The organism is Pelobacter seleniigenes DSM 18267 (assembly GCF_000711225.1).
GTDB lineage: Bacteria > Desulfobacterota > Desulfuromonadia > Desulfuromonadales > Geopsychrobacteraceae > Seleniibacterium > Seleniibacterium seleniigenes.
In genome coordinates this window covers 2,573,541-2,599,652 of sequence record NZ_JOMG01000002.1, presented here as the reverse complement: position 1 = coordinate 2,599,652, position 26,112 = coordinate 2,573,541, and the positions used below count along the sequence as shown (strand labels likewise).

The window sequence follows — 26,112 nt, the reverse complement described above, 5'->3', positions numbered from 1 at the left end:
GACACTAACAGAACTCCGCCGGCAAGAAAAGCAATGATTGCAGCCAGGCCACGGGCATCGAAAAAATAGGCCCCTTGTGTCATCGTTTCAAACATGATCCGCTATTGCGGCTCGGCATCGGCCATTATGAAGCTCCCAGTGATCCGTTATCTTGGCGTTGCTGGTCTATTCGGCGACAGAAACTTCTCGACAGCTTTCACAGCCCTATAGGAGAACCCCTTTCTCACCAAACCATCGCACAAATTAACGCCGCACTGCTCTCGGCTTGCCAATTATTACCATGCCGGTTATAATTTAGACAGTCTGACCAGATTTTTATATTGTTAGCTTACTCCGTTTGTGGATACACCAGAGGAAGACCTATGTCACATGACCATATCAGCCAATTGTTCATCGGCATCGAAGAAGCGAAACGGGGAAACACACTGCTGGGAATGCAACTATTAAACGGTTTGCAGGAGGATTCCCCTCATCATCGTTTTTACGAGGCAAAAGCCTGGTTCAGCTACTGCCTCGCCAAAGAAAAAAGGGACTTTCGGCAAGCGATTGCCTCCTGTCAGGACGCCTGGGAGAAAAAACCTGACAGCTCGGAGATCTGCCTCGCTCTCGGTAGAATTTATCTGCTGGCCGGCCACAGGTCTGCGGCCATTCGGGTTCTGCAACGCGGACTCGAAATCGACAACAATCGAGAGATCTACCGGCTCCTGAGCAGTATCGGGATTCGCAAGTCACCGGTGTTCGGCTTTCTCGACCGAAAAAACATGGTCAACATCTTCACCGGTCGCCTGTTCAGGAGAATCGGCCTGCGTTAGCCGGGCTCTGCTCCCTGCAAAAGACCCTCCTGTGGCTGCGCGGCCCGCTTCGGCAGGCGGATGGTAAAAGAACTGCCCTGACCAAGGGTACTGTCAACGATGATACTGCCATGATGTGTGGAAACGATATCATAGACGATACTCATCCCCAGTCCGGTCCCCTGGCCGACCTCCTTGGTTGTATAAAACGGTTCGAACAGCCTCCGCTTGGTCTCCTCGGTCATCCCGCAACCGGTATCGGCAATGGTGATATAGCTGTCAGCGTCATCCTGCCAGGTTGTTAAGCTGATTGTTCCTTTGTCACCCAGGGCTTGCCCGGCATTGATGAGCAGGTTTAGGAAGACCTGGCTGATCAACTGTGGATTACAATAAACCGCTTCCAGACGGCCGTAATGCCTGCGAATCTCGGCCTTATATTTCAATTCATTCCAGACGATACTGAGGGTGCTTTCCAAGCTTTCATTCAGGTCGCAAAGCCCCCAGCTGTCGCTGTCCACCCTGGAAAAGGTTTTCAAATTCCGGACAATCGTGGCAACTCGTGCCGTTCCCTCCAGGGATTCCTTAATCAACGAAGGCATATCTTCCAGAACCTGCCCGATGCGATTCTTGCCCAAAATTTCGGCATACCGAGTAGCAAGGGTGGTATCCTGTCCTTCTCCCAGCAGGGCCTCGGTCTGTTGCAACACGAGGCCAAGCTTCTCACCATATCTCTGCAAACTGGACAGATTGCTCTGCACAAACCCGATCGGGTTGTTGATCTCATGAGCAACTCCGGTGGCCAGCTGACCGATGGAGGCCATCTTTTCGCGCTGCAGCAGTTGCGCCTGGGTCGCCTTGAGGTTGCTGTGCAACTGTTCCAGTTTTTTCTGTGCGCAGACTCGGGCGGTCGTATCCTTGAGAGTCACGACCACCCCGGAGAACTTTTGACTGACGTCCAGCATCCGTTTGAAAAGGATATCGAAATAATATTCCTGCCCTGCGGAGCAAAAGATCTTTTCAAACTCAAATTCACTCTTATCGCTGCTGCAAAACCCGCCAATATCATCGGCCAGCCATTCGGGTACAGTGAGATTCTGCCGACCAAAATAATAGGCTTCACCCGGCCGCGTTCCCTGGCCGAAAAATCGTACAGCTGCAAGGTTCATGACATCGACACGGCCATCCCTGGTGACCAAGAAACAGGGCAGGCTGGAACTTTCAAACAGGGTCAGAAACTTGTTCTTTTCGTTGGCAAGGTTACGATTGGCTCTTTGCAGCTCGACATTGTTCTGGGTCATATCGACATTGGCCCAGCTTTCCACGAAACTGATCTCAACCCGGTCAAAAAAACGCTGCACAAAGAGGGTTTCCCAGTCGCAGGTTGTTGGATAGCGAGCCTGCAACAGATCGAGATAGGTCTGCCGATAGTACTTCATCAGACTGAGAAACATGGACAGGGTGATGCCGCGACTGCGATGCAGATCAGCTTCGTGACGCCCAAAGATCCCGCAAGGATCGCCGAACCAATCCTCGGTCGGGCCAAATTCGGGAGGATTGTCATAACTAGCCAAAGCCTGAATCAAAGCCTCTGACAACCCGGAGATGGAAGCACGCCATGCTTCCATCAGGGTTGAAGTATAAGCGGTATAGTTGTGCAGAGAGGCATAATGAAGAATGCGCTCCATCAACCATTCTTCATTGTCACGAATAAGCTCTGTGAGATGTTGTGATCGATGACTCGCCATACAAGTCTCCGGGGAGCAAGCTTTGTTTTTATTTATTAAGCCAAGCTTAGAATAAAATCATCCCTCATTTTTGTCAAGTGAGTGAAGCAAGTCCTCCCAATCCCGCAGCCCCTGAGTCCGCCAGTATGAGAAGCAACGCTTCTCGCCGGACGCATTCGCCGACGCTGCGGCCTTGCCTTTGAGATTTGACTGCCAGACCAAAACCTTATAAATCCCCCCCCGTCCCCCCTTTTCAAAGGGGGAGAGAGGTTGCCTGTTTGACCTTCCCGGCCTTCGGGAAGGAGAACAACCGGTGCTGAATTTCCCTTTTCTCACGCTAGGAAGGGACAGGTGGGAAGGCTTTCTTTGCTGCGATTGTAGCAATTTCAGAAATTCACGGTTTTGACTTTCTGAACGGCACAGCCAAATCGGCATTGTCCCGGCACCTACTTATCCCCGCGTGCCGCCTTCTCCTCAATCCCCGACATCCCGAACCGGCGCCGCAATTCGGCATAAATCCGCTCTGGTGGGATTTCATAATAACCGAGCAGCACCAAAACATGAAAAAACAGGTCGGCGGTTTCGTAGACGATGTCGTCAGCCTCGCCCCCCTTGCCTGCCACGGCAGTCTCGGTGGCCTCTTCGCCGATTTTGCTGAGAATCTTGTCAAGCCCCTTGTCGAACAGGGATTTGACGTAGGATTTTTCTCCGTCACCCAATTGTTTGCGTTCCAGAATAATCCGGTAGACCGCATCAAGAATATCTGTTGCGACCGCAGGTTGGTTGTCTTTATTGGTCATTCCGTTCTCCATCAGATTCGCGCCGCAACGCCGTGCTGCTGTAGATACTCTTTACATTCGGCGATGGTATATTCCTTGAAGTGAAAAATTGATGCAGCCAGCGCAGCATCGGCACCGCCTTCCACCAGGCCTTCACGAATATGCTCTAGGTTACCAACCCCGCCGGAGGCGATCACCGGGATACCGACCGCATCGCTGATCGCCCGGGTCAGCTCGATGTCATAGCCATCCTTGGTGCCGTCACAGTCCATGGAGGTCAGCAGGATCTCGCCACAACCGAAGGCTTCCATCTTTTTGGCCCATTCAATGGCGTCGATCCCGGTCGGGTTCCGTCCACCGTGGGTATAGACCTCCCAGGCCTGCGGCTCGGACCCGGGTACCCGGCGCGCGTCGATGGCGACCACGATACACTGGCTGCCAAAACGTTCGGCCGCTTCGCGAACAAATTCAGGATGGTGGACAGCCGCGGTATTGATGGAGACCTTATCGGCCCCGGCATTGAGCAGGTTGCGGATATCGCTGATTTCCCGAACCCCGCCGCCGACGGTCAGGGGCATGAAAACCCGCTCGGCGGTTTTGGCAACCACGTCGAGAATGATGCCGCGGTTGTCGCTGCTGGCGGTGATATCAAGAAAGGTCAGCTCGTCGGCACCCTGTTCGCAATAGGCCTCGGCCGCTTCGACAGGGTCGCCGGCATCGCGCAGACCGACAAAGTTAACCCCTTTAACCACCCGGCCGTCCTTGACGTCCAAGCAGGGAATGATTCGTTTGGTGAGCATCACAGCCCCCCTTTGGTCAGGGCGACCGCCTTACGCAGGTCGATGGCCCCGGAATAGATCGCTTTGCCGGTAATGACTCCGGTCACCCCAGACGCTTCGATCTCCATGAGATTACGGATGTCGTTGAGAGAAGAGACTCCGCCCGAGGCGATCACCGGAATACTGATGGCTTCAGCCAGAGCCTTGGTCGCTTTGATGTTCGGCCCCTGCATCATGCCGTCGCGAGCAATATCGGTATAGATGATCGCTTCGACGCCGAACCCCTCCATCTCCCGGGCCAACTCGGTAGCCTGTTTTTCGGTCACATCGGCCCAGCCACGCACCGCGACCAGCCCATCCTTGGCATCGATGCCGACCACGATCCGACCGGGAAATTTACGGCAGGCTTCCTCGACCAGGGCCGGGTTCTCTTTGGCCACGGTGCCGAGAATGACCCGATCGACCCCCAGGGCCAGATACGCCTCAATGGTGTCCAGGTCACGCACGCCGCCGCCCAGTTCGCAGGGGATATCGATGGCTGCGACAATCGCCTTGATCGCCTCGCGGTTTTTCGGCACCCCGGCGAAAGCGCCGTCCAGATCGACGATATGTAGAAATTCACCGCCCTGCTCCTGCCAGATCAGCGCCTGGGCGGCCGGGTCATCATGATAAACGGTATCTTTCTCCATCAGCCCCTGTTCCAGGCGGACGCAGCAGCCTTCCTTCAAATCGATTGCGGGCAGAATAATCACTTATAACTCTCCAAAATTACGGAAAATCCGCAGGCCGACGGCCTGGCTCTTTTCCGGGTGGAACTGGGTGGCCATGATATTGTTGCGCCACACCGAAGCGCAGAACTCGACATCCCCGTAGCGACAGCTGGCCGCCACATCGGCGGCATTCTCCGCGGCGCAGTAATAGGAATGGACAAAATAGACGAAGCTGCCGTCCTCAATCCCCTGGAACAGTGGTGAACCGGTGCCGAGCTGCAAATTGTTCCAGCCCATGTGCGGGACTTTCAGACGCTGCCCCCCTTCCACCATCCCGGCCGGGAAACGGACCACTTTGCCGGGAAAAAGTCCCAGCCCCTGGTGGAGGCCGAACTCTTCACTCTGTTCGAACAGCATCTGCATGCCGACACAGATGCCGAGCATCGGTTTTGCCGCCTCGATATGCTTCAGCAGCGGGTCCACAAATCCGCCGTTACGCAGGTTGGCAATGCAGTCACGAAACGCCCCCACTCCGGGCAGAACAACCTTATCGGCAGTTGCGATATCCTTCGGGTCCGCGCTGACCCGCACCGAGTAGCCGAGGCTTTCAAAAGCCTTGGCCACACTGCGCAGGTTCCCCATTTCATAATCGATAATATTGATCATTATTCCAGTTTTCCTTTGGTCGAGAGAACCCCGTCAATGCGGGGGTCGATACTGGTCGCCTCATCAAGAGCACGACCAAAGGCTTTGAAGATCCCTTCAATGATGTGGTGCAGATTATCGCCGTAAGCCAGGTTGACGTGAATATTCGCCCCGGCGTGGTTGCAGAAAGCGACGAAGAATTCCTCCACCAGCTCGACATCAAACTCCCCGACCTTGGCTTTGGGCAACTCCACATTGAAGACCAGGAACGGCCGGCCGGAGAAATCGATGACCACCGAGGCCAGGGCTTCATGCATGGGCATCACGGAACGACCGAAACGGCGCACCCCGGCCTTGTCGCCAAGGGCCTTTTTGAAGGCTTCGCCAAGGACGATACCCAGATCTTCCACGGTATGGTGCGCATCGATCTCGATATCACCCGTGGCCTGCACCTGCAGGTCAAAGAAGCCGTGGCGGGCCACTGCCGAAAGCATATGATTGAAGAACGGCACCGGACTTTCGATCTGCTGTTGGCCTGAACCGTCCAGGTTCAGTTCGATGCGGATGTCGGTTTCCTTGGTTTCACGCGCGATTGCAGCGATACGTGCCATGGTCATCTCCCCTTGGGGCATTGGTGTTGGTTCCAGCCGAGCGCGAGGAGCGCCCGGGGTTATTTTTTCAGGCGGATGGCAACCGACTTGGCGTGGGCTTCCAGCCCTTCCAGTTCGGCAATATGCACAATATCCTCTCCCAGCCGCTGCAGGCCCGCTTCCGAAAAGGAGAGCAAACTGGATTTCTTGACGAAATCATCCAGCGACAAGGGGGAGAAGAACCGCGCCGTCCCACCGGTCGGCAGGGTATGGTTCGGTCCGGCCAGGTAATCGCCGGCGGCTTCCGGGGTATGATGGCCCATGAAAATGGCCCCGGCGTGTTTGATCCCGGACAGAATCGCAAAGGGGTTGTCCACCGCCAGCTCGAGGTGTTCCGGAGCGATGCGGTTGGAGAACTCGATGGCTTCCGCAAGGGTTTTGGCAACAATCACGGCGCTGAAATCATCGATGGATTTGCGCGCAATTGCTTTCCGGCTCAGCTGAGCCAGCTGTCTTTCAACTTCTTCCTGGACGGCCCGGGCCATCTTTTCACTACTGGTCACCAGCACTGCCGAAGCCAGTTCGTCGTGTTCCGCCTGGGAGAGCAGGTCGGCCGCAATATGCGCCGCATTGCCGCTGCCGTCGTTGATGATGAGGATTTCACTCGGCCCGGCGATCATGTCGATATCGACCCGGCCAAAAACCAGCTGTTTAGCGGTTGCCACGTAGATGTTGCCCGGCCCGGTGATCTTGTCGACCCGCGGAATGGTCTCGGTGCCGTAAGCCAGGGCCGCCACGGCCTGAGCACCGCCGACTTTGAAGATCCGGTCGACCCCGGCAATTTTGGCGGCGGCCAGAACATGGGGATTGACCTCGCCGCCCGGCATCGGCACCACCATGATCACCTCGCCAACCCCGGCCACCTTGGCCGGCACCGCGTTCATCAGGACGGATGAAGGATAAGCGGCCTTACCGCCCGGAACATAAATCCCGACCCGGTCCAGCGGACGCACCATCTGCCCGAGGAGGATATCGCTTTCATCCGTTGACAGCCAGGTCTCCTGCTTCTGCTTGGCGTGATAGCGGGCGATCCGGTCGGCTGCCAGCTGCAGCGCCTGCAGCGATCTTTCATCGACCGCGGCACAGGCCGCAGCGATCTCCGCCGCGCTGACTTCAAGGGTCGCTGCGGTCAGCTCCAGGCGGTCGAAACGGGCGGTCAGTTCACACAGCGCCGCGTCGCCGCGCTGCCGCACCTCGTCGATTATCGTTTTGACCGTCTCCAGCACCCCGGCGGGAACCGCTTCGGCGCGTTGTTCAATACGCCGGAACTGGTCGGCAAAATCAGCATCGTCAAATTTCAATATCCGTATCATAGTTGATCCGTTTTCATCTCAAAAGAACTCATCACTGCCGTCATAGCGCTCAGAGGGAGATCTTCACCTCGTCACCGATGACCTCTTCCAGGCCTTCGATAATCTGGCTGATGCGCTGATACTTGGTCTTCAGGCTGGCCCGATTGACAATCAGTCGGCTGGTCACTTCGGCGATGGTTTCGACCTCGACCAGGTTGTTCGCTTTGAGCGTACCGCCGGTGGAGACCAGGTCGACAATCCGCTCGGACAGACCGACCAGGGGCGCCAGCTCAATGGAACCATAGAGCTTGATCAGTTCGACCTGCACCCCTTTGCCGGCAAAATAGCGCTCGGTAATATTCGGATACTTGGTTGCCACCCGAATGTTCGACCAATTCAGCGGGTTATCCGAGTCCTGCAGGGCTTTCGGTTCGGCGACCACCAGGCGGCAGTAGCCGAACTTGAGATCCAGGGGCTCGTAAAGATTCTTCCCCTGCTCCAGCAGGGTATCCTTGCCGACCACCCCGAGATCGGCGCAGCCATATTCGACATAGGTCGGAACATCCGTCGCCCGCACCGCCATGAAACGGAACTTCTGCTCAGGATTTTCAAAAACCAGCTTACGGCTCTCCCCTTCCATTTCCGGGCAGGTAATGCCGATACGGCTGAACAATTCCATGGAATCCTGCATAATCCGCCCTTTCGGCAGGGCGAAGGTGATCCAGTCACTCATTCGTATCACTCCTGTTCGCGCCAGATGCGAGCTCCCAGCGCCGCCAGTTTCTGTTCAATCTTCTCATAACCGCGATCCAGGTGGTAGATGCGCGAAACCTCGGTGGTGTTATGCGCCGCCAACCCGGCCAGGATCAACGAAGCGCTGGCCCTCAGGTCGGTGGCCATGACCGGCGCTCCGGTCATCTGCGCTGTGCCCCGGATGATGGCGCTGTGCCCATCGATCTGGATATCGGCACCCATCCGCTGCAGCTCACAGACATGCATGAAGCGGTTCTCAAAAACCGTCTCGGAAATTCGGCTGGTCCCTTCCGCAAAAGACATCAGCGCCATGAACTGCGCCTGCATGTCGGTCGGGAACCCCGGAAAGACGCTGGTCCTGATATCGACGGCCAGCGGTCGCCGCGGTCCCTGCACCCGCAGGCCATCGGCTTCTTCTTCCACACTGACACCAGCTTCCTTCAGTTTACTGATCAATGCCTCCAGATCTTCGCGCAGGGCTTCCCTGACCAGGACATTGCCACCGGTGATCGCGGCCGCGATCATAAAGGTCCCGGCTTCGATGCGATCAGGAATCACCCGGCACTGCAGCGGCATGAGCTTGTCGACCCCCTGAATCTGGATGATAGCGGTCCCGGCCCCTTCAATCTGTGCGCCCATGCTATTGAGGGCCTCGGCCAACTGCACAATCTCCGGCTCGCGGGCCGCATTTTCGAGGACGGTCTCCCCTTTCGCCAGAGCAGCCGCCATCAGCAGGTTTTCCGTCCCTCCGACCGTGGGCATATCAAACGATATCTTCGCCCCCTTAAGGCGATCGGCGGTCGCTTCGACGTAACCGTGGTCAAGCTTGATTTTGGCGCCGAGTTGTTCGAGCCCTTTCAGATGCAGATTGATCGGCCGGGCGCCGATGGCACAGCCGCCGGGGAGGCTGACCCGGGCATGGCCGCAGCGGGCCAACAACGGCCCCAGCACCAGCACCGAGGCGCGCATGGTCTTCACCAGTTCGTAAGGCGCTTCAACACTTTCAATCCGGGAAGCGTCGATCCGATAGCAATGATCAGCTGCCTTCACCTCGGCACCGAGGATTTTCAGCAGCTTTTCGGCCGTGGTAATATCGCGCAATGCGGGAATATTGCACAATTCGCTGGTTCCGTCCGCCAGCAGCGTCGCAAACAACAGAGGCAAGGCGGAATTCTTGGCACCGCCGACCTGGACCTCGCCATTGAGCGCAACGCCCCCTTTGATAACTATTTTTTCCACAGGATATTCCTACTTTCTATTTCAGCTGACCGCCGACAACCCGCGGCAGACCGGAATAATCTTTACGAACAAAAGTGTCGCTCAAGCCGGCTTCAATAAACAAGCGACATACGGCTTCAGTCTGGGTCGCTCCGGTTTCGACCACCAGCCACCCGCCCGGCTGCAGCCGGGTTGAGGCTTGTCGGGCCAACTCCTGGTAACAATACAGGCCGTCATTTTCGGCCAGCAACGCTATTTCCGGCTCATGACAGCGCACTTCGGGCATCAGCTCGACCCACTCTTGCCTGGCGATATAGGGCGGATTGGACACAATCAGATCGTAGCGCTGCTCCGGCAGCCGAGCCAGATCGCCAGGAACCAGCTCAACCCGATCGGCCAGCTGATTAAGAATGGCATTGTCCCTGGCCACGGCCAGCGCGTCCGCCGAGATATCGATGCCGGTCAGAGTCCAGCCGGGCAGTTCTCCGGCCAGACTGATCACAATCGCTCCGCTGCCGGTGCCGACATCCAGCAGGGACCCCGCGGGAGAGGCCAGACGTAGCGCCTCTTCGACGAGGATTTCCGTATCCTGACGCGGGATCAGCACCGCCGGACTGACGTTGAAACGGCGTGACCAGAATTCAGTATAGCCGAGCAGATACTGGAGCGGCTCGCGCTGGCCGCGTTTTTTAACCAACGGCCGGATTTGATCCAGCTCCCCGGCGCTCAACGGCCGATCATAATTCATATACAGGCCGACCCGGTCGAGTTGGAGCGTGTGCGCCAGCAGCAGTTCGGCCTCGAGCCGCGGTGAGGCGATCCCCTTCTCTTCAAAGAAACCGGTCATCCAGCGCAACATTTTGAGCAGCGTCCAGGATTCAGCCAAGGATCAGGACTCCTGCCGGCTCATCTGAGCCGCCTGTTGGTCTGCAATCAACGCATCGAGCACTTCGTCGATATCCCCCTGCATGATCGCGTCCAGCCGGTACAGGGTCAGGCCGATGCGGTGATCGGTACAACGCCCCTGAGGAAAGTTGTAGGTGCGGATCCGTTCGCTGCGATCGCCGCTGCCAACCTGATTCTTACGATCGGCGGCCATTTCGGCCTGCTGTGCGGCCAGCATCTGGTCATAGATCCTGGATTTCAGCACCTTGAGAGCCTTGGCCTTATTTTTATGCTGGGATTTTTCGTCCTGGCAGGCCACCACCACCCCGGTCGGGATATGGGTCAGCCGGACTGCGGATTCGGTTTTGTTGACATGCTGCCCCCCGGAACCCGAGGCGCGATAAAGATCGATCCGCAAATCCGCCGGGTTGATATCGATGTCGACATCTTCGGCTTCCGGCAACACCGCAACGGTGCAGGCCGAGGTATGAATGCGCCCCTGGGTTTCGGTATCCGGAACCCGCTGCACGCGGTGCGTACCACTTTCGAATTTCAACCTGGAATAGACCCGTTCACCGCTGATCAGGGCGATGATCTCCTTGAACCCGCCGCCGTCGGTTTCGGAGACACTCATGATCTCGACTTTCCAGCGATTGCGGTCGGCATAGCGGGAGTACATGCGGAACAGGTCGGCGGCAAACAGAGCCGCTTCATCACCGCCGGTGCCGGCACGGATTTCCAGAATGATATTCTTGTCGTCGTTGGGGTCTTTGGGCAGCAGCAGGATCCGCAACTGCTCTTCGAGCTGGGTCCGCTGCGCTTCCAGTTCCGGCAGTTCCGCCCGGGCCAGTTCTTTCATGTCCGGATCGCTGTCCTGGAGCAGTTCACGATTCCCCTCGATGTCGTTACAGACCTGTTTGTAGCTGCTGTAGACCGCTACGACTTCAGACAGGTCAGAGTGTTCCTTGGTCAGTTCACGATAGCGTTTCTGGTCCCCCATAACCGCGGGGTCGGACAGCAGTCCTTCAACTTCACGAAAACGATCGACCACATCTTCGAGATTTGCGAACATAATTTTCTTTCGATCCAGATGGTTGCGGCCGAGGGCTGCCCCGGCCTCCTGAACGAAAAAAGGCGGCCTCAACGGGCCGCCTTTTTTCAATATCTACCCGATTACTTCTGGGCGTACTTTTTGCGGAAGCGCTCGATCCGGCCGGCGGTATCGATCAGTTTCTGCTTACCGGTATAAAAAGGGTGGCACGCGGAACAAATCTCCGTGTGAATTTCGCCGGCGATGGTGGAGCGGGTTTCAAAGCTGTTACCGCAATCACAACGCACGGTCGTTACTTCATACTTGGGATGGATGCCTTCTTTCATGATTCTTCTCCTTGGCGACCTGGCGTAAGTACAGGCCTGATTTTTAATATCGGACAAACCGATTAGATAGCACTTTTCACAGCCAGGGGCAAGCCCTATCTGTGGTTTCTTGAGCCGGCCTACTGATTCATGGAATCCAGGAACTGCTGATTGGTTTCGGTCTCGGTCAGTTTTTCCAGCAGGAACTCCATGCTGTCGACGGTGTTCATCGACGACAGGACCTTGCGCAACAGCCAGGTTCTCTGCAACTGGGTCGCATCGACCAGCAGATCTTCCTTCCGGGTCCCGGAGCGGTTGATATCCATGGCCGGGAAAGCCCGTTTGTCAGCCAACCGGCGGTCCAGATGCAGCTCCATGTTACCGGTCCCCTTGAATTCTTCGAAGATAACCTCATCCATCTTGCTGCCGGTATCGATCAGGGCGGTGGCAATGATGGTCAGGCTGCCGCCCTCCTCGATATTCCGGGCCGCACCGAAAAAGCGCTTCGGCTTATGCAGCGCGTGAGCATCGACACCACCGGAGAGGATCTTGCCGCTGGACGGGATAATGGTATTGTAGGCACGGGCCAACCGGGTGATCGAATCGAGGAGAATGACCACGTCACGCTTATGCTCCACCAACCGGCGGGCTTTCTCGATGACCATCTCGGCGACTTGGACGTGGCGGTTGGCCGGCTCGTCAAAGGTTGACGAAATAACCTCACCGTTGACGTTGCGCTGCATATCGGTCACTTCCTCGGGGCGTTCATCAATGAGCAGAACAATCAGATACACCTCGGGGTGATTTTGCGAAATGGAATTGGCGATATTCTGCAGCAGCACCGTTTTACCGGTTCGCGGCGGAGCCACGATCAATCCGCGCTGCCCTTTGCCGATGGGAGCGACCAGGTCCATGACCCGGGTTGAATAGTTGTCAGGAGAGGTTTCCAGAACCAGTTGCTCTTCAGGGTAGAGCGGGGTCAGGTTGTCGAAGAAGGTCTTTTCCCGCATCTTCGCAGGGTCCTCAAAGTTGACCTCGGAAACCTTTAACAGGGCAAAATAGCGCTCCCCCTCTTTGGGCGGACGAATCTGTCCGGCGACCGTATCACCGGTGCGCAGGGCGAAACGGCGAATCTGCGAAGGCGAAATGTAAATATCGTCCGGCCCCGGCAGATAGTTGGCATCCGGAGCACGTAAAAAACCGAACCCGTCCGGCAGGATTTCGAGAACCCCCTCTCCGAAAATAGCCTTCTTTTTGGCTGCTGTTGCTTTTAGGATGTTAAAAATCAGGTCCTGCCGGCGCATTCCGCCGATTTCTTCCAGCCCCAGGTCTTTTCCTAAAGCAATCAGTTCAGAGATTTTTGTCTGCTTCAATTCTTTCAGATTCATAAAGGTTCTCCAGCCCTGTACTCAGGGGTTACACAGGAATATCGACGGATGTCCGCACAATACATATGAATGAGTGGATTTTCGACATTGAGTTACGTAGTTGACAAGTCTTATAAATAAATTGAATTGATATAAATAATTCTAAATGTAAAGAATATAGATTCCGGGCCAGATCAGCTCTTTTATTTTATTCTTTGAATGGTTCAATCGGAATTTTTTACCTGAAGGGTTTTATATTCAATCCAACCTGCAACGGCAGGGAATAGAGCGGGCAGGCGCTTTTATTTTCATTGCTTTAAAAGAGCTTGTACCCGCTTTATCCCGCCATGTCAACCTTGAAGCGTAAAAAAAACCCTCTTTTTATATATTTTTCAAAACAACTGTTTATTTTTTAATCATCTCAGGGAATCAAGCAAGCCCGGGCTGATCCCGGAAGCTATTTCGGAGAACAAGTCCTCGTACATTTCCGGCAACACCTTGGTCCCCTTGTGCTCAGGATCTTCATCAAGAGCCCGCTCTATGCCGGAGATACTGATATTTTTCACTTTCACCACATCAGTCCGATTATAATAAGCCTCGTCAAAATCCGCATACTGCAGGAGCAGGGCCTGGAAGCTGTCCTCGCCCGCCAATTGCCAGAGCACCTGGCCATTGCGATCGACCACCGCAGCGGTGGCCAGCAGATCACTGAAGTCGGTATTCAGGGTCTCAAGCTTGGTACGCGACCGCCGGGTTTCCTTGACCTGTTCTCCAGAGAAGACCACCACCAACAGAGCATCGACGACATTGCGCTTGGTCAGCTCAGAGACAGTGGCCAGATCAAAGGAATAGCCGAGGGGATAACCGTTCTTATCATGAGCCGCCGGGCCGAGCAGAGACAATGCTGTCAGCTGTGGGTCAACCTGCAAGGTGCGGACATCAAAGTAGCCTTTTTTCTTGCGCAGCTCATCCGCCAGGGCCTGATGCTTGTCTACCGCAGAACGGCTGAGGATATCGAAAAGGGCATCGCTGTAAGGATAGTTCATGGTGGTATTGCGGTCCACCAGCAGTGGCAGTACCCCCAGCACCTGAACCCTGCTCTGGTATTCCTGTTTCGGCACATGGAACGTGCCGCTACCGCAACCCGCCAGCAAAACAGTCAACACTAAGCTGAAAATCATCTTTTTCATTTGCAACATCTCCCTTGCATCGACAAATAGAAATATTCACTCTCATTCGGCATGAAACACCGCCTGCCGACAACGGCACCCGCCGCGCCATGAACGGCAGGAAGGCTCTTGTCAAAGGTAGCAGAAGACACCTTCCCGGAAAAGAGACCCGTCAAGAAAAAACCACTCGGCGGCTCACCGTTGGAATCCGCGCCGGTGAAAAATGTTTTCGCCCCCAGCTTAAGAGATCCTGCGCAGTCCCGGCTTGCAACTCAACCGGTGGTTGCTGACCGAGAAAATCAAGAGCCTGCCATAGCATGGTCGCGCCGTTTGCAGCATTGACCAGCCCGGCCCGGCCATGGCGCTTGCTCAGCTTTTCGCCATCCTCCCCCAGCGCCAGGGGCAAATGATAATAATCCGGCAGAGCTGCCCGCAGACAGCGATACAGGTAAATCTGGCGGGGCGTTGAAGAGAGCAGATCGGCCCCGCGCACCACCTGGGTGACCCCGGAGTCGATATCATCCACAACCACGGCCAGCTGGTAGGCAAATTGACCGTCAGCCCGGTAGAGGACAAAATCTCCGACCTGCCTCTCCAGATTCTGCCCCTGCCAGCCATAGACCCCGTCGCAATACTTCACGGTCTGATCCGGGACCCGCAGCCTGACCGCCTTCTCAGCACGACTCCCCTTGGCCCCATGGCGGCAGGTTCCGGGATAAACCGGCCCATCCTCGCCAACATGAGGCGCGCTGGCCAGGACCTCCCGCCGCGAGCAGGTGCAATCGTAGAGCAGCCCGGCGCCCTGCAATTCATTGAGCACGTCCCGATAACGCTCCAGTCGGGTACTCTGCTGAACAACCGCCCCATCCCATTCAAAACCGAGGGTTTCCAGCAGTTCCAACAACGCGGCCGCAGAGCCGGGAACCACCCGGGGCGGATCGAGATCCTCTATTCTGACCAGCCATTCGCCGCCGCAGGATCGGGCCGCAAGATAACTTCCCAGCGCCGCGACCAGCGAGCCGAAATGCAACGGTCCGGTCGGACTGGGTGCAAACCGACCTACAATCTTGTGATTTTCCTGAATATCATCCATCTGTGCGGCAACCATCCTTTCGACCCGGGAATCATGCTGTGGCCCAACGCCGCTGTCAATACCCAGCTGTGAATACGCCAAGCGGCGCACCGTAACTGGTCAGCCACGGCTTGCTCCGCGGCCAAAACAGTTCAGTAGCATGCGGGTTTAAGAGATGATTGACAAAGAATTATCTTCAGTGTATTCATAACTGAAAAAGTTACCTTTGGGAGGCTCGACTAGTGGTTATTACACGTGCAACTGAATATGCTGTCAGAACTGTCATCTATCTGGCGCAACAGCCGAAAGATGAAATTGTCCTTAAAAAGGATATCTGCCGCACCCAGGACGTCACCCCGGCGTTTCTAACCAAAATCCTCCAGCCACTGATCAAAGCCGGGATTGTCAGTTCTCAACGTGGCGTTGGCGGAGGTTTCCTCCTGGCCAGGGGGCCGGAAGAGATCACCATGTTGGATGTCCTTCAGGCAGAAGAAGGACAGCTGAAACTCAATCACTGCCTGCTTGATTCCGAAAGCTGTGCACGCGACATTTTTTGTTCGGCCCATGACGTCTGGACCGAAGCGCAGACCGAAATGGCCAAAGTGCTGAAACGCTATACCGTTGCCGACCTGGTCAGGCAACAGCAGGTCAAGCTGGAGAAAGCCAGACAGCAGGCCGGCTGACGCCAGGCCACCACAGACCGATCAATTCTGACGAGGCGCCGCCACCAAAGCGGTTGCCTCGTTTTTTTGAAGCACCGAAATAAGATAAAAAAACCCTGGCGTCCAGGAGGGAAAAGGACGTCCAGGGCAAGACAGAAGGCTGCCACGGCCTTCCGTAAAGTGACTTTTTTCTTTATTTTACTACGTCATTTCAATGCGTCAAATCACAGCAGAAATTAGTTTTCACTTAAGATTTTCCTCGGGATACGCATTGATCTGATGAATGCTTAAATCAGCGCCGGCAAATTCCTTCTCCTCATCCAACCGGAAGCCGCTGACCCGATGAATAATCCGGTACACCACAAAGCCCGTCACCAATGCGTAAACGACGGCCAGCAGGCTGCCGGCCAACTGGGCCAGGAAGGACACCCCACCCAGGCCACCCAGGGCCTGCGATCCGAAGATACCGGCGGCGGTCCCGCCCCAGCTGCCGACCACTCCGTGCAGCGGCCAAACCCCCAGAACATCATCGATGCGGAGTTTTTCCTGTTCATACTTGAAACCGAACACGAAGATCAGGGATCCGATACCGCCAACCAGGAAGGCTCCGATCGGGTGTATCAGGTCGGAGCCGGCACAGATGGCGATCAAGCCGGCCAAAGCACCGTTATGCACAAAGCCCGGATCGTTCCGACCCGCGATCAGGGCAAACAAGACCCCGCCGACCATGGCCATCAGCGAATTGACCGCCACCAGCCCGGAAACTCCTTCCAGGGACTGGGCACTCATCACATTAAAGCCAAACCAGCCGACCGCAAGAATCCAACTCCCCAGGGCCAGAAAGGGGATATTACTGATCGGGATGGCCTGGCTGCGCCCGCGCACATAGCGCCCCAGGCGCGGTCCGAGCACGACAATAGCCGGCAGCGCCAACCAGCCGCCGATGGAATGGACCACGACACTACCGGCGAAATCATGAAAAGGGGCGCCCAGCGTCGCCTTGAAAAAGCCCTGCAGCCCGGCACTGTTCTGTCCCCAGATCAGCGATTCAAAAAGCGGGTAGGAAATTCCGGCGAAAATTGCCCCGGCACAGACCTGGGGCCAAAATTTGGCACGTTCGGCGATACCGCCGGAGATAATGGCGGGAATACAAGCGGCAAAACAGAGCAGGAAAAAAAACCGCACCAACTCATAGCCCTGATTCTGGCCAAGCAGGCCGCTTGCCGAAGTGAAGAAATTGATTCCGTAGGAAATGGGGTAACCGATCAGAAAATAAACGACCGTGGAAACAGACCAATCAGAAAGGATTTTGACAAATGCGTTCACCTGGTTTTTTTCGCGGACAGAACCGACTTCAAGAAACGCGAAACCCGCGTGCATGGCAAAAACCATGACCGCACCAAGCAAAAGGAACAATACGTCCCCACTGTGTCGTAACGCCAGAAGCGACACTTCCATAACCAGACCTCCTCGTCTCATGTAAACGCCCGACGTCATCGTCGAGCCCGATCAATTCTGAAACCGCTGTCCACATTCAATTGTCATGCCGCTTTATAACCGACTGCTTTTTTAGAAGTTCGCCCCTGGAAGCCGCCCACATTGCCTACTTTTTAATCACTACTGGCTATTTTTTGAGCAAATACCTGCAATTGTTCGGACCGAGAAAATGGCCCTCCCGCATGCGGACGATTGACAAATCTACCCCGGAAAGCTAGAGTCACACTCCACGAGCATCAAATTCAGACGTCTTTATCAAGAGTGGTGGAGGGAAAGGCCCTTTGAAGCCACGGCAACCGGGGTTCTCTGTGAGCAACCAGACTGTCCGGTGCCAATTCCTGCCCTGCTGGAACACCAGCCTGGGACAGATGGGGACGGAGCCTGCGAGACGATTATTTCCACAGTATCCCGCAAAGGCCCCTCCCGACTTCCGGGAGGGGCCTTTGTTATTTGCTCAGCAGACCGACTGAACTGAGTCTGCAAAGGCCAGGAAGAGGCGAGCAAAATCAAGGCTGGGGATACAGACCTGTTGGATTGGAGAAATCGCCCCACCCCTGTTTGCAGAAGCCCGCAGCAGGATTTTTCAATAACGGTTAGCGGCGACTGCCTTGTAAAAGGATGAAGATTGGAAAACAGTGTTGGACTGGTAAAAACCGAATACGCAGAGTTTGACACTGAGCTGCAGCTGGAAAGCGGCCGTCTGCTCGGCCCCTTGACCCTGGCCTACGAGACCTACGGGGTTCTGAACCCGGATAAATCGAATGTTATCCTGGCGACCCACGCCTGGACCGGTGACGCCCATGCGGCTGGCTTCCACACTCAGGACGAACGCAAGCCCGGCTGGTGGGACAACATGATCGGCCCCGGCAAAGTCCTCGACACCAACCGCTTCTTTGTCATCTGCAGTAACACCATCGGCTCCTGCAAGGGATCGACCGGGCCGACCAGCACCAATCCGCGCACCGGGCGTCCCTATCGCCTCAGTTTTCCGGTGATCATGGTTCGTGACATGGTCAGGGCGCAGAAACTGCTGCTTGATCGGCTGGGCATCACCTCGCTGCTGGCCGTGGTCGGGGGTTCCATGGGCGCCATGCAAGCGCTGGAATGGGGAATCAATTTCCCCGAGATGGTCCGTGCCATCGTGCCCATTGCCGGGACCGGCCGGACCTCGCCCATGGCCATTGCCTTGAATGCCCTTGCCCGCCAGGCAATTTATAACGATCCGCTCTGGAAAAAGGGGAACTATCAACCCGAACACCCCCCTGCGGACGGCCTGTCCCTGGCCAGGGCAGTCGGCCACATCTCCTTTTTGTCCGACGCTTCCATGCTGCTGAAATTCGGCCGGCGCTTTTCCGTTCGCGACGGAATGTTCGATTTTTTCGGGAAATTCGAGATTGAACGCTATCTGGACTACAACGGCGGGAATTTCATCGATCGGTTTGACACCAACGCTTTTCTCTATCTGGCCAAAGCCCTTGATTTATACGATGTGTCCTGGAATTTCGACTCCCTGACCGAAGCCCTGGGCCGGCTGAGCTGCCCCTCCCTCTGGTTCGCGTTCACCTCGGACTGGCTTTATCCCCCCCGCCAGACCGAAGAACTGGTCCATGAACTCGAACGACTCAACAAGCCGGTCGAATACCACCTGATCGAGTCAGACTATGGTCACGATTCGTTTCTGGTGGAACCGGAGAAGTTCATCCCCTATCTCAAAAAATTTCTCGATAAACTGGCCCCGGCCTGATGCTGTTGGACGAGTAAAAAGAAGGGCCGATTCAGTCGTCACCGAACAGATCCAGCTGGGCAAAGCGGAACTCTTCCGATTTAAAGGGGCGCGGCTGGAAGCGGGGACAATCAAGCATCACGATGCTGAGGGGCTGTTTGCAGTGCCGGATACAACGCCGGCAAAGTTTACAGATGCCCTGCGATTTATTTTCCATTTTTCGATTTCCTCTGCGAAAGCCTGCAGCCGGCATATGAAGCGTGAACCACAATCAGCTATTGTCTGCCATAGTGGCAAAATGCTAGATTACTCGAAGAATTACCAGCCTTTTCTGGAATGGACACACGTAAAATAGAATTCGATGGCCAAGTCACAATTTCGGCCGACCAAGCCTGACAGGGGAGTGGAGGTGTCGACCCGCAGGGGTGGTCGGGGTCCCGAGAAACCAACGTAACGCAGTTGTGAAAATCTATTGCGACGCCATCTTCATTGACCAGCGGCCCGCTTATGCAGTCTCAAAAATTAAAAATCACCGTTCTGGGGACAGGGACCAGTACCGGAGTCCCGGTCATCGGCTGCAATTGCGCGGTCTGCTCGTCCAGCCACCCGTACAATCAGCGAACCCGCTGCAGTATTCTCCTCAGCTATGGAAAATACAACATCCTGATCGATACCTCAACCGATCTTCGCCAGCAGGCCCTGCGCGAAGGCATGCGTCATGTCGATGCGGTCCTCTACACTCACAGTCACGCCGATCATCTGCACGGAATTGACGATCTGCGCAGCTTCAGCCTGTTCTCCCCCGAACCGATCCCGCTTTACGGCAGCGAAGAAACCCTGGCCCGGATCAGACGTAGCTTCTGCTATATTTTCGACCCGGCCGAGCACAGTGGCTATATCCCCAACCTGCGGTTATGCCCGATTGCCGGCAGCGTCACCCTGGGCGGACTGGAGATAACCCCGCTCCCCCTGCAACACGGTTACGGGGTCAGTACCGGCTATCGCTGCGGGCCCTTCGCCTATCTGACCGACTGCAATGCCATCCCGCAACATTCGCTGGAACTGCTGAAAGGACTCGACCTGCTGATTCTGGACGGGCTCCGTTTCAAACCGCATGCCAGTCACTTCAACATTCCCCAGGCTGTTGCCATGGCCAAAACCATCGGTGCCCGGCAGACCCTGCTCACCCATCTCAGCCACGATGTCGAACATCTGCGCGATGATGCCGAACTGCCTGACGGGATCAATCTCGCTTACGACGGCCAGCACCTCTGTCTTGAGGTTGCCACCGAAGTCGCGGAACAGGTCGAACCATGAGCCCTGAATTACGGCTGCACGGGCAGATCAACGACTCGGTAGAGTATTATGCGACCGCCGCCGGTTGCCGATCGGCTCACCAGCACTTCTTCCAGGTGGCCGAAAATGAGTTGCGTTTTTTCGCGCCGGGCAGCGAATTGACTCTGACCGCGGACGAAGTTATCCAGACCGGCATCGGCGGAACCTTCTGCGCATACATGTTCGGGGTGGAGCAGCCCCTTGCCGATCTGACCAAACCGGCGATTCACAACCGTCTGATCCTGCTCGGCGCCGGTTACGACCAAGACGGGCAGTTGACCATCAGCGATCACCCGCGGTTCCAGCAGCCTTACGACGAAATTTTCCGCCAGGGGCATGCGGTCGATAACTTCTTTTTCTTTGTCGACGGTCTGAGCGGCAACAATAACATCCACAAACAGCAACAGATTCTGCGCAAGCTTGGCAAACCTCTCAAACGCCTCAGCAAACTGAATCAGCGCGACGACTCCCTGCTGGCAGAAACCTTGCGCACCCTGCTGCCGGAGGGCTGCGCCGTCTTTCTGATCCGGCTGACCAATAGCAAAGGCCGCCATTTTCAGCAAGAGTTCCAGAACGTCTACTACCGCAGCCGCAAAATCAGCGCCAGCCAGCATGAGCTGCTGGAGGAGCTGGCGGAAAACCTCCGCCTGGACCCCTACCAGCAGGAACGCATCGCCATTGATGTCAGATATCGCCACCGGGACAATTATCGCATCATCGATGATTATAAAAGGGTGTTGATCGAAGCCTACCGCCAGGGCCGCATCGACCAGGCGCAGCATGCCCGTTTGCTCCGCCTCAAGACCCTGGCCCTGCGCCGGGAAATTCCTCTCGACCTGCTCGACGCCCTGGACCGCAAACTGCAACCAGAGAGTGGCCGGATTGCTCGTGAGCCGGAGTACATGGCGATCACTCGGGATATCCTTCATGATTTGCTGCAGGAAAAAGGCCTTCACAATCAGGATATGGCGCAGATCCTGTTTGCCAAACAGAAAGCACGCCGCCGCCACGACAATGGCTTTGAACAGATGTTGCTGGAAACCGGACAGTTGTTTGACGAGCATATTCGAGATGGGGCGCCACTCTCTTTGCTGGAAGATTTTTCCAGCATTATTACCTTTTTTGACCGTTACGACACCACCCTGACCCAGCTCAGCCGGATCGCTTTTATGGACAATTTCCATTCCAGCCCGGACTGGCTCAGCAGTCTGTTCCAGAATCGACAGGAATTCAACAAACTGGACAAGAACCTGTTCAACCGGTTGTTTTTTGACGACATCATGCAAAGCCGCTACCTTGGCCGTTACGGCCGCCGCAAGCTTGAGTGTCTGCAAAAAGGGCTGGAAGAACTCGGCGCCGGAGTGTCGTCCGTGCAACGCCTGCAGGCCAACCTGAAAATGATCGAGCATGAGGAGCATCTCTACAAAACCATGTTCAAGGGGGTCCGCGAACGGGTCCGCCGGCATTATTACCGCTACGACACCAGAACCGAGCAGGAACAGATTTTCCAGGAACTCAACGATGAACTGACTGTCCGTGGCCAGCTTGAGCAGCCACTCAGCGCGGAACTGTTTCAGGCAGTCATTTTCGATATTCAGAAAGAGGTCCTCTACCTGCGGCAACTGTTGCCGGAGGTTGTAGCCTGCGAAAATCTGGCCCTGCGCGACGACTTTATCGCCAATAGCGGCCTGGACTATTTCCATATCGAAGAACTGGAGCGGGAATACCTCCAATTGAACGGCCTTGACCAGGAGCTTTTACAGCAGCTCAATTCCAGATAATCGACTGAGGTCTCCATGACACACCCAGAACTCGGCAAAATCCGCAATTTCGGCATTATCTCACATATCGATGCCGGGAAAACGACGGTTTCCGAACGGATACTGTTCTATACCGGAGCAATCCATAAAATGGGCGAGGTCCATGACGGTCTGGCGGTGATGGACTGGATGGAGCAGGAGCAGCAACGCGGCATCACCATTACCGCGACAGCCACCACCTGCAGTTGGCTGGGACATACCTTCAATCTCATCGACACCCCCGGCCATATCGATTTTACCATCGAAGTGGAACGTTCCCTGCGAGCGCTCGACGGCGCGGTCGCTATTTTCAGTGCGGTCGAAGGGGTGCAGCCGCAAAGCGAATCGGTCTGGCGCCAAGCAGCCCGTTATCAGGTCCCACGGATCTGCCTGATCAACAAAATGGACCGTATTGGTGCGGATTACCAGCAGGTCCTGACCGACATCAGCGAAAAGCTGCAAGCCACGCCGGTGCTGCTGCAGTTGCCAGTGGGCAGTGAAGAAAATTTCCGCGGCGTCATCGACCTGGTCAATGAACAGACCATCACTTTCAGTGCCGACGATCAGGGAAAAACGGTCAGCACCGACCGGATCCCGGCGGAACTGCAGGAGCAGGTCGCCGCAGCGCGCGAGAAACTGCTAGAGGCCGCCGCCGATTTCGATGACAGCATTCTCAACGATATCCTGGAGGGAAATGCCATTGACTCGCAGCGGCTGCTGGCCGCGCTACGCAATGGGGTTATCCGCGGTGAGATCTTCCCGGTCCTGCTCGGCTCGGCCCTGCGCAACAAAGGCATTCAGCCGCTTCTCGATATGATCTGCGCCCTGCTCCCCTCCCCCCTGGATACGCCTCCGGCCCCGGCAGTGCGTCTCGACACGCGGGAAAAAGTCGCGCTGCCCACCGATCCGGACCGCAGTCTCTGCGCCCTGGCCTTTAAAGTCATCGCTGACGAGGGGCGAAAGCTGACCTATCTGCGCATTTATTCGGGCCGACTCAAACCTGGTGAGAACGTCTACAACAGCAGGACCGAAGGGGTCGAAAAAGTCGCCCGGCTGTTCCGCATGCATGCCCACAAGCGGGAAAGAATCGACCTGGCTGAAGCCGGCGACATTGTCGCGGCGACCGGCCTCAAAAATGTCCTTACCGGAGACACCATCAGCGCCGCCGCCGAGCCGCTGCAGCTGCGCGGCTTGGAATACCCGGAGCCGGTAGTGTCCCTGGCTGTGGAAGCGAAGACCGTCGAGGATCGGGACAAACTGCCCCTGGCCCTGGAAAAGCTGCAATGGGAAGACCCCACCTTTCGCGTCAAGGAAGATCCGGAAACCGGCCAGACCTTACTGACCGGAATGGGCGAGCTGCACCTGGAAGTCATTGTACAGCGGTTGCATACCGATTTTGGCGTTGCGGTGGTGACCGGTCGGCCACAGGTCGTTTATCGAGAAACCATCCTCACCGCCGCCCGCCAGAAAGAAATCTTCGAACGCGACATCGACGGCAAATTGCATTACGGTGCCGTCACCCTCGAAGTCACGCCAACAGCCCGCAAAAGCGGTCTGGACATTGTGGTGGCGGAGGAACGCCTCGCGCCCTGGCCACCGCTGCTGGCGGATCTGATCCGCCAAAAACTGGCCGCAGCCTGTCAGTCCGGTCCGGCCGCGGGCTATCCGCTGACCGACCTGCGACTGACGATTATCGAGCTACCGTATGAAAGTAACAAGACCACCGATCTGGGGATTTTCGCGGCCATCAGCCGAGCGGTTCCCCAAGCCTTGAGCAAGGGAAAACCAACCCTGCTCGAGCCGGTCATGGCCCTTGAGCTGGTCGCCCCTTCCGATTATACCGGCCGGGTCATGAGCAGCCTTAATCAGAAACGGGGGCAGGTGGAAGGAATTGTCTCGCGCCCCGGCCAAGATGTGATCCGGGCCACAGTGCCGTTGCTGGAGATGTTCGGCTATATGACCGAACTGCGCAGTGCAACCAAAGGACAAGGCAGCTTCACCATGGAATTTTCCCACTTTGCCCAGGCGCCCCCGGAAACGTTGAAGACCTTCGGCCTGCCACGATGATTTGGACTCGCCTCTCCTTAGCTGCCCGACGCCGGCTGGGCAGCAGCCTGATCCTGCTGGTGCTGCTGGCGGTGATCATGCTCCCCGCAACCCGCAGCTTGGTCTTTGATAATTCCCTGTTGCAGCGGGTCGATCAGGCCACCAGCGAGCGGGTAGAAGAGTCCCTGACCCGCGCGGTTGCGGTCTTTGCCATGGCCCGTCTCACCAATGGGGTCATTTCCGTCATTCAGGAGTCGCAACTGGAGCTGGCGCCGGCCGGGCTGGGCCTGAACCTGGCCCTGGGGCAGATCCTCGATCCCCTCAACGATCTGGTCGAACGCTTTTCCTGGGTGATGCTGGCCGCGGTCACCTCCCTCGGCATCCAGCGGTTTCTCATCGCGATAGGCCCCTGGTTTGCGGTCGAGATCCTGGGGGCGCTGGCGTTGCTGCTCTGGCTGATCGGCCTCTGGTTGCCGGCCGGCAAGCAGCCGTTGCAACTGCTCCCCTTGGCACGGAAAATGGTCCTGCTGGCCGTGGTGGTCCGCTTTGCCGTCCCCCTCGCAGCCAGCTTGAATGAAGCGGTTTACCAGTCCTTCCTCGCGGCGGACTACACCCGGGCAACGGCGGTCATTGCCTCCGGCAACGAAGAGCTGCAACAATTGAGCAGCCCTGCGACCGGGGCAGGAGAAGAGAGCTGGTGGCAGCAGTTCCGGACGCGTCTCGGCCAGGCCGAGCGAGCCATCGATTTTGACCGCTTACGCGGCTGGCTGAGCCAGCGGAGCGGACAGATGATCGATAAATTTGTCTCCCTGCTGGTCATTTTTTTACTCAATACCGTCATCCTGCCACTGGCTTTTCTCTGGGCCATCTTCAAATTGTTCAAGTCGTTGCTTTCCTCGGCAACGACGGTCATCGCTCAAAGGCCGTCCTTCCCTCCCGGCAAACCTGACCACGACAGCCAAGGCTAAGGAAAAACCAACCCCCGACCGGTTGTGATCTGTCGTTACCGATCAGCAATAAGCATTTCCGAATCAGCCGTCGAAACAGTTGCATCCGGGCGCAAACCAGCAAAATCGCGTCGTCAACGGCGTCCTGCCCTGACCGCCACCACAAACACAGGCCCCAGTGATGAGCAGATCACCCACCTCAGCGTGGCCAGCGGCCATTCGGCTCGTGGCCTAGCGAAGACCTGTAAAATCAGGACTGCCGTCTGAACGGCAGCAACGATCTACCAAGAAAAATTTGACTCTTCCGCCCCGAATCATCGAAGATAAATCCCCATGACGGGCTGCTGTCGGGGGCCTGTCGCCCTCCTGTCGTTACCTTCGTCCAGGACATCTGCTAGTGTCGACTCAAAACAACGAGGTCTGGAATGCAACTCAGAAAATTACGATTAAAAAAAGGCTGGTCTCAGGAACAGCTGGCCCAACTGAGTGGGCTGAGTGTCAGGACCGTTCAGCGCATCGAACGCGGGCAAACGCCCTCATTGGAAACACTGAAATGCCTGGCGGCGGTTTTTGAGATCGATCTGGACGAACTACGACAGGAGAACACTATGACAATCACTCAGGAACAGATCGAAACGGAACAGAAAGCGATTGAACAGGTTCGTGACATCAAAGGATTTTATTCACATCTGATTAAATACTTGGTCGTGCTGGTGCTGCTGTTCATCATCAATTTCCTTACCAATCCCGGTTATTTCTGGGCTTGGTGGGTAGCGTTGGGCTGGGGCATTGGTATTATTTCTCATGGCCTCAATGTCTTCGAAGTCTTCAATTTTTTCGGCCCGGAATGGGAGAAAAAACAGGTCGAAAAAAAACTCGGCCGGAAACTGTAAGTCACCAGCCAAGAAATTTC

Annotated in this window: 25 protein-coding genes and 1 riboswitch; of the genes, 8 read left to right on the top strand and 17 right to left on the bottom strand. The window is 56.2% G+C overall.

The window, feature by feature from the left end; all coding sequences use genetic code 11:
• Positions 1–362 precede the first annotated feature (362 nt).
• Positions 363–812, top strand: a complete 450-nt coding sequence (locus N909_RS0114710) for a tetratricopeptide repeat protein (protein ID WP_051689788.1) — start codon at positions 363–365, stop codon at positions 810–812.
• Here the strand turns inward: N909_RS0114710 and N909_RS24735 are convergent.
• The 15 genes from N909_RS24735 to gluQRS form a co-directional block, all read right to left on the bottom strand.
• On the bottom strand, positions 809–2,536 hold the full coding sequence (locus N909_RS24735; protein WP_084167720.1) for a PAS domain-containing sensor histidine kinase: 1,728 nt from the start codon (positions 2,534–2,536) through the stop codon (positions 809–811). The genes N909_RS0114710 and N909_RS24735 overlap by 4 nt on opposite strands.
• Before the next feature lie 425 nt (positions 2,537–2,961).
• Positions 2,962–3,315, bottom strand: coding sequence for a phosphoribosyl-ATP diphosphatase (locus N909_RS0114700; RefSeq protein ID WP_051689786.1), 354 nt, complete (start codon positions 3,313–3,315; stop codon positions 2,962–2,964).
• A gap of 11 nt (positions 3,316–3,326) precedes the next feature.
• A complete protein-coding gene (gene hisF, locus N909_RS0114695) occupies positions 3,327–4,094 on the bottom strand; it encodes an imidazole glycerol phosphate synthase subunit HisF (protein WP_029916428.1) in 768 nt (255 codons plus the stop codon).
• On the bottom strand, positions 4,094–4,825 hold the full coding sequence (hisA, locus tag N909_RS0114690; protein WP_029916427.1) for a 1-(5-phosphoribosyl)-5-[(5-phosphoribosylamino)methylideneamino]imidazole-4-carboxamide isomerase: 732 nt from the start codon (positions 4,823–4,825) through the stop codon (positions 4,094–4,096). Before hisA ends, hisF begins: the two co-directional genes overlap by 1 nt.
• A complete protein-coding gene (gene hisH, locus N909_RS0114685) occupies positions 4,826–5,449 on the bottom strand; it encodes an imidazole glycerol phosphate synthase subunit HisH (protein ID WP_029916426.1) in 624 nt (207 codons plus the stop codon).
• On the bottom strand, positions 5,449–6,039 hold the full coding sequence (hisB, locus tag N909_RS0114680; RefSeq protein ID WP_029916425.1) for an imidazoleglycerol-phosphate dehydratase HisB: 591 nt from the start codon (positions 6,037–6,039) through the stop codon (positions 5,449–5,451). Before hisB ends, hisH begins: the two co-directional genes overlap by 1 nt.
• 59 nt (positions 6,040–6,098) lie before the next feature.
• A complete protein-coding gene (hisD, locus tag N909_RS0114675; protein ID WP_425415855.1) occupies positions 6,099–7,388 on the bottom strand; it encodes a histidinol dehydrogenase in 1,290 nt (429 codons plus the stop codon).
• 52 nt (positions 7,389–7,440) lie between these two features.
• Entirely contained in the window at positions 7,441–8,103 is a 663-nt protein-coding gene (gene hisG / locus N909_RS0114670) for an ATP phosphoribosyltransferase (RefSeq protein ID WP_029916423.1), read from the bottom strand.
• Between the two features lie 5 nt (positions 8,104–8,108).
• Positions 8,109–9,362, bottom strand: coding sequence for a UDP-N-acetylglucosamine 1-carboxyvinyltransferase (gene murA / locus N909_RS0114665; RefSeq protein ID WP_029916422.1), 1,254 nt, complete (start codon positions 9,360–9,362; stop codon positions 8,109–8,111).
• Between the two features lie 16 nt (positions 9,363–9,378).
• Entirely contained in the window at positions 9,379–10,227 is an 849-nt protein-coding gene (gene prmC, locus N909_RS0114660; protein WP_029916421.1) for a peptide chain release factor N(5)-glutamine methyltransferase, read from the bottom strand.
• A 3-nt stretch (positions 10,228–10,230) separates the two neighbouring features.
• On the bottom strand, positions 10,231–11,298 hold the full coding sequence (gene prfA / locus N909_RS0114655; protein WP_036683836.1) for a peptide chain release factor 1: 1,068 nt from the start codon (positions 11,296–11,298) through the stop codon (positions 10,231–10,233).
• A gap of 101 nt (positions 11,299–11,399) precedes the next feature.
• Positions 11,400–11,603 (bottom strand): 50S ribosomal protein L31, encoded by a 204-nt coding sequence (rpmE, locus tag N909_RS0114650; protein WP_029916419.1) that lies wholly within the window; start codon positions 11,601–11,603, stop codon positions 11,400–11,402.
• A gap of 119 nt (positions 11,604–11,722) precedes the next feature.
• Positions 11,723–12,970 (bottom strand): transcription termination factor Rho, encoded by a 1,248-nt coding sequence (rho, locus tag N909_RS0114645; protein ID WP_029916418.1) that lies wholly within the window; start codon positions 12,968–12,970, stop codon positions 11,723–11,725.
• 395 nt (positions 12,971–13,365) lie between these two features.
• A complete protein-coding gene (locus N909_RS0114640; protein ID WP_029916413.1) occupies positions 13,366–14,139 on the bottom strand; it encodes a hypothetical protein in 774 nt (257 codons plus the stop codon).
• A gap of 151 nt (positions 14,140–14,290) precedes the next feature.
• Entirely contained in the window at positions 14,291–15,292 is a 1,002-nt protein-coding gene (gene gluQRS / locus N909_RS0114635; protein WP_245613606.1) for a tRNA glutamyl-Q(34) synthetase GluQRS, read from the bottom strand.
• Positions 15,293–15,432: 140 nt separating this feature from the next.
• Between gluQRS and N909_RS0114630 the strand changes: the two genes are divergently transcribed.
• Positions 15,433–15,873 carry an RrF2 family transcriptional regulator gene (locus N909_RS0114630; protein ID WP_029916409.1) on the top strand — a complete coding sequence of 147 codons (441 nt, stop codon included), beginning with the start codon at positions 15,433–15,435 and terminating at the stop codon, positions 15,871–15,873.
• Between the two features lie 222 nt (positions 15,874–16,095).
• On the opposite strand, the gene N909_RS0114625 is transcribed toward N909_RS0114630, so the two are convergent.
• The gene (locus tag N909_RS0114625) at positions 16,096–17,310 is read right to left on the bottom strand and encodes an ammonium transporter (protein WP_029916406.1); all 1,215 of its coding nucleotides are present in this window, start codon (positions 17,308–17,310) and stop codon (positions 16,096–16,098) included.
• Between the two features lie 288 nt (positions 17,311–17,598).
• A riboswitch (SAM riboswitch) is annotated at positions 17,599–17,724 on the top strand.
• Positions 17,725–17,974: 250 nt separating this feature from the next.
• Between N909_RS0114625 and metX the strand changes: the two genes are divergently transcribed.
• The gene (gene metX, locus N909_RS0114620; RefSeq protein ID WP_029916404.1) at positions 17,975–19,093 is read left to right on the top strand and encodes a homoserine O-acetyltransferase MetX; all 1,119 of its coding nucleotides are present in this window, start codon (positions 17,975–17,977) and stop codon (positions 19,091–19,093) included.
• 31 nt (positions 19,094–19,124) lie between these two features.
• Here the strand turns inward: metX and N909_RS25950 are convergent, their stop codons facing one another.
• The gene (locus tag N909_RS25950; RefSeq protein WP_169739562.1) at positions 19,125–19,289 is read right to left on the bottom strand and encodes a hypothetical protein; all 165 of its coding nucleotides are present in this window, start codon (positions 19,287–19,289) and stop codon (positions 19,125–19,127) included.
• A gap of 290 nt (positions 19,290–19,579) precedes the next feature.
• On the opposite strand from N909_RS25950, the gene N909_RS0114610 reads away from it, so the two are divergent.
• The 5 genes from N909_RS0114610 (at position 19,580) to N909_RS0114590 (ending at position 26,092) form a co-directional block, all read left to right on the top strand.
• A complete protein-coding gene (locus tag N909_RS0114610; protein WP_029916400.1) occupies positions 19,580–20,389 on the top strand; it encodes a GPMC system MBL fold metallohydrolase in 810 nt (269 codons plus the stop codon).
• Positions 20,386–22,188 carry a TIGR04442 family protein gene (locus N909_RS0114605; RefSeq protein ID WP_029916398.1) on the top strand — a complete coding sequence of 601 codons (1,803 nt, stop codon included), beginning with the start codon at positions 20,386–20,388 and terminating at the stop codon, positions 22,186–22,188. The genes N909_RS0114610 and N909_RS0114605 overlap by 4 nt, the downstream gene beginning before the upstream one ends.
• Before the next feature lie 15 nt (positions 22,189–22,203).
• Positions 22,204–24,273: an elongation factor G gene (gene fusA / locus N909_RS0114600; RefSeq protein WP_029916396.1), complete on the top strand. Its 2,070-nt coding sequence runs from the start codon at positions 22,204–22,206 to the stop codon at positions 24,271–24,273.
• Positions 24,270–25,220, top strand: coding sequence for a hypothetical protein (locus tag N909_RS0114595; RefSeq protein ID WP_029916394.1), 951 nt, complete (start codon positions 24,270–24,272; stop codon positions 25,218–25,220). Before fusA ends, N909_RS0114595 begins: the two co-directional genes overlap by 4 nt.
• Positions 25,221–25,624: 404 nt before the next feature.
• Positions 25,625–26,092, top strand: a complete 468-nt coding sequence (locus N909_RS0114590; protein ID WP_029916391.1) for a 2TM domain-containing protein — start codon at positions 25,625–25,627, stop codon at positions 26,090–26,092.
• The last annotated feature ends 20 nt before the right edge of the window (positions 26,093–26,112 follow it).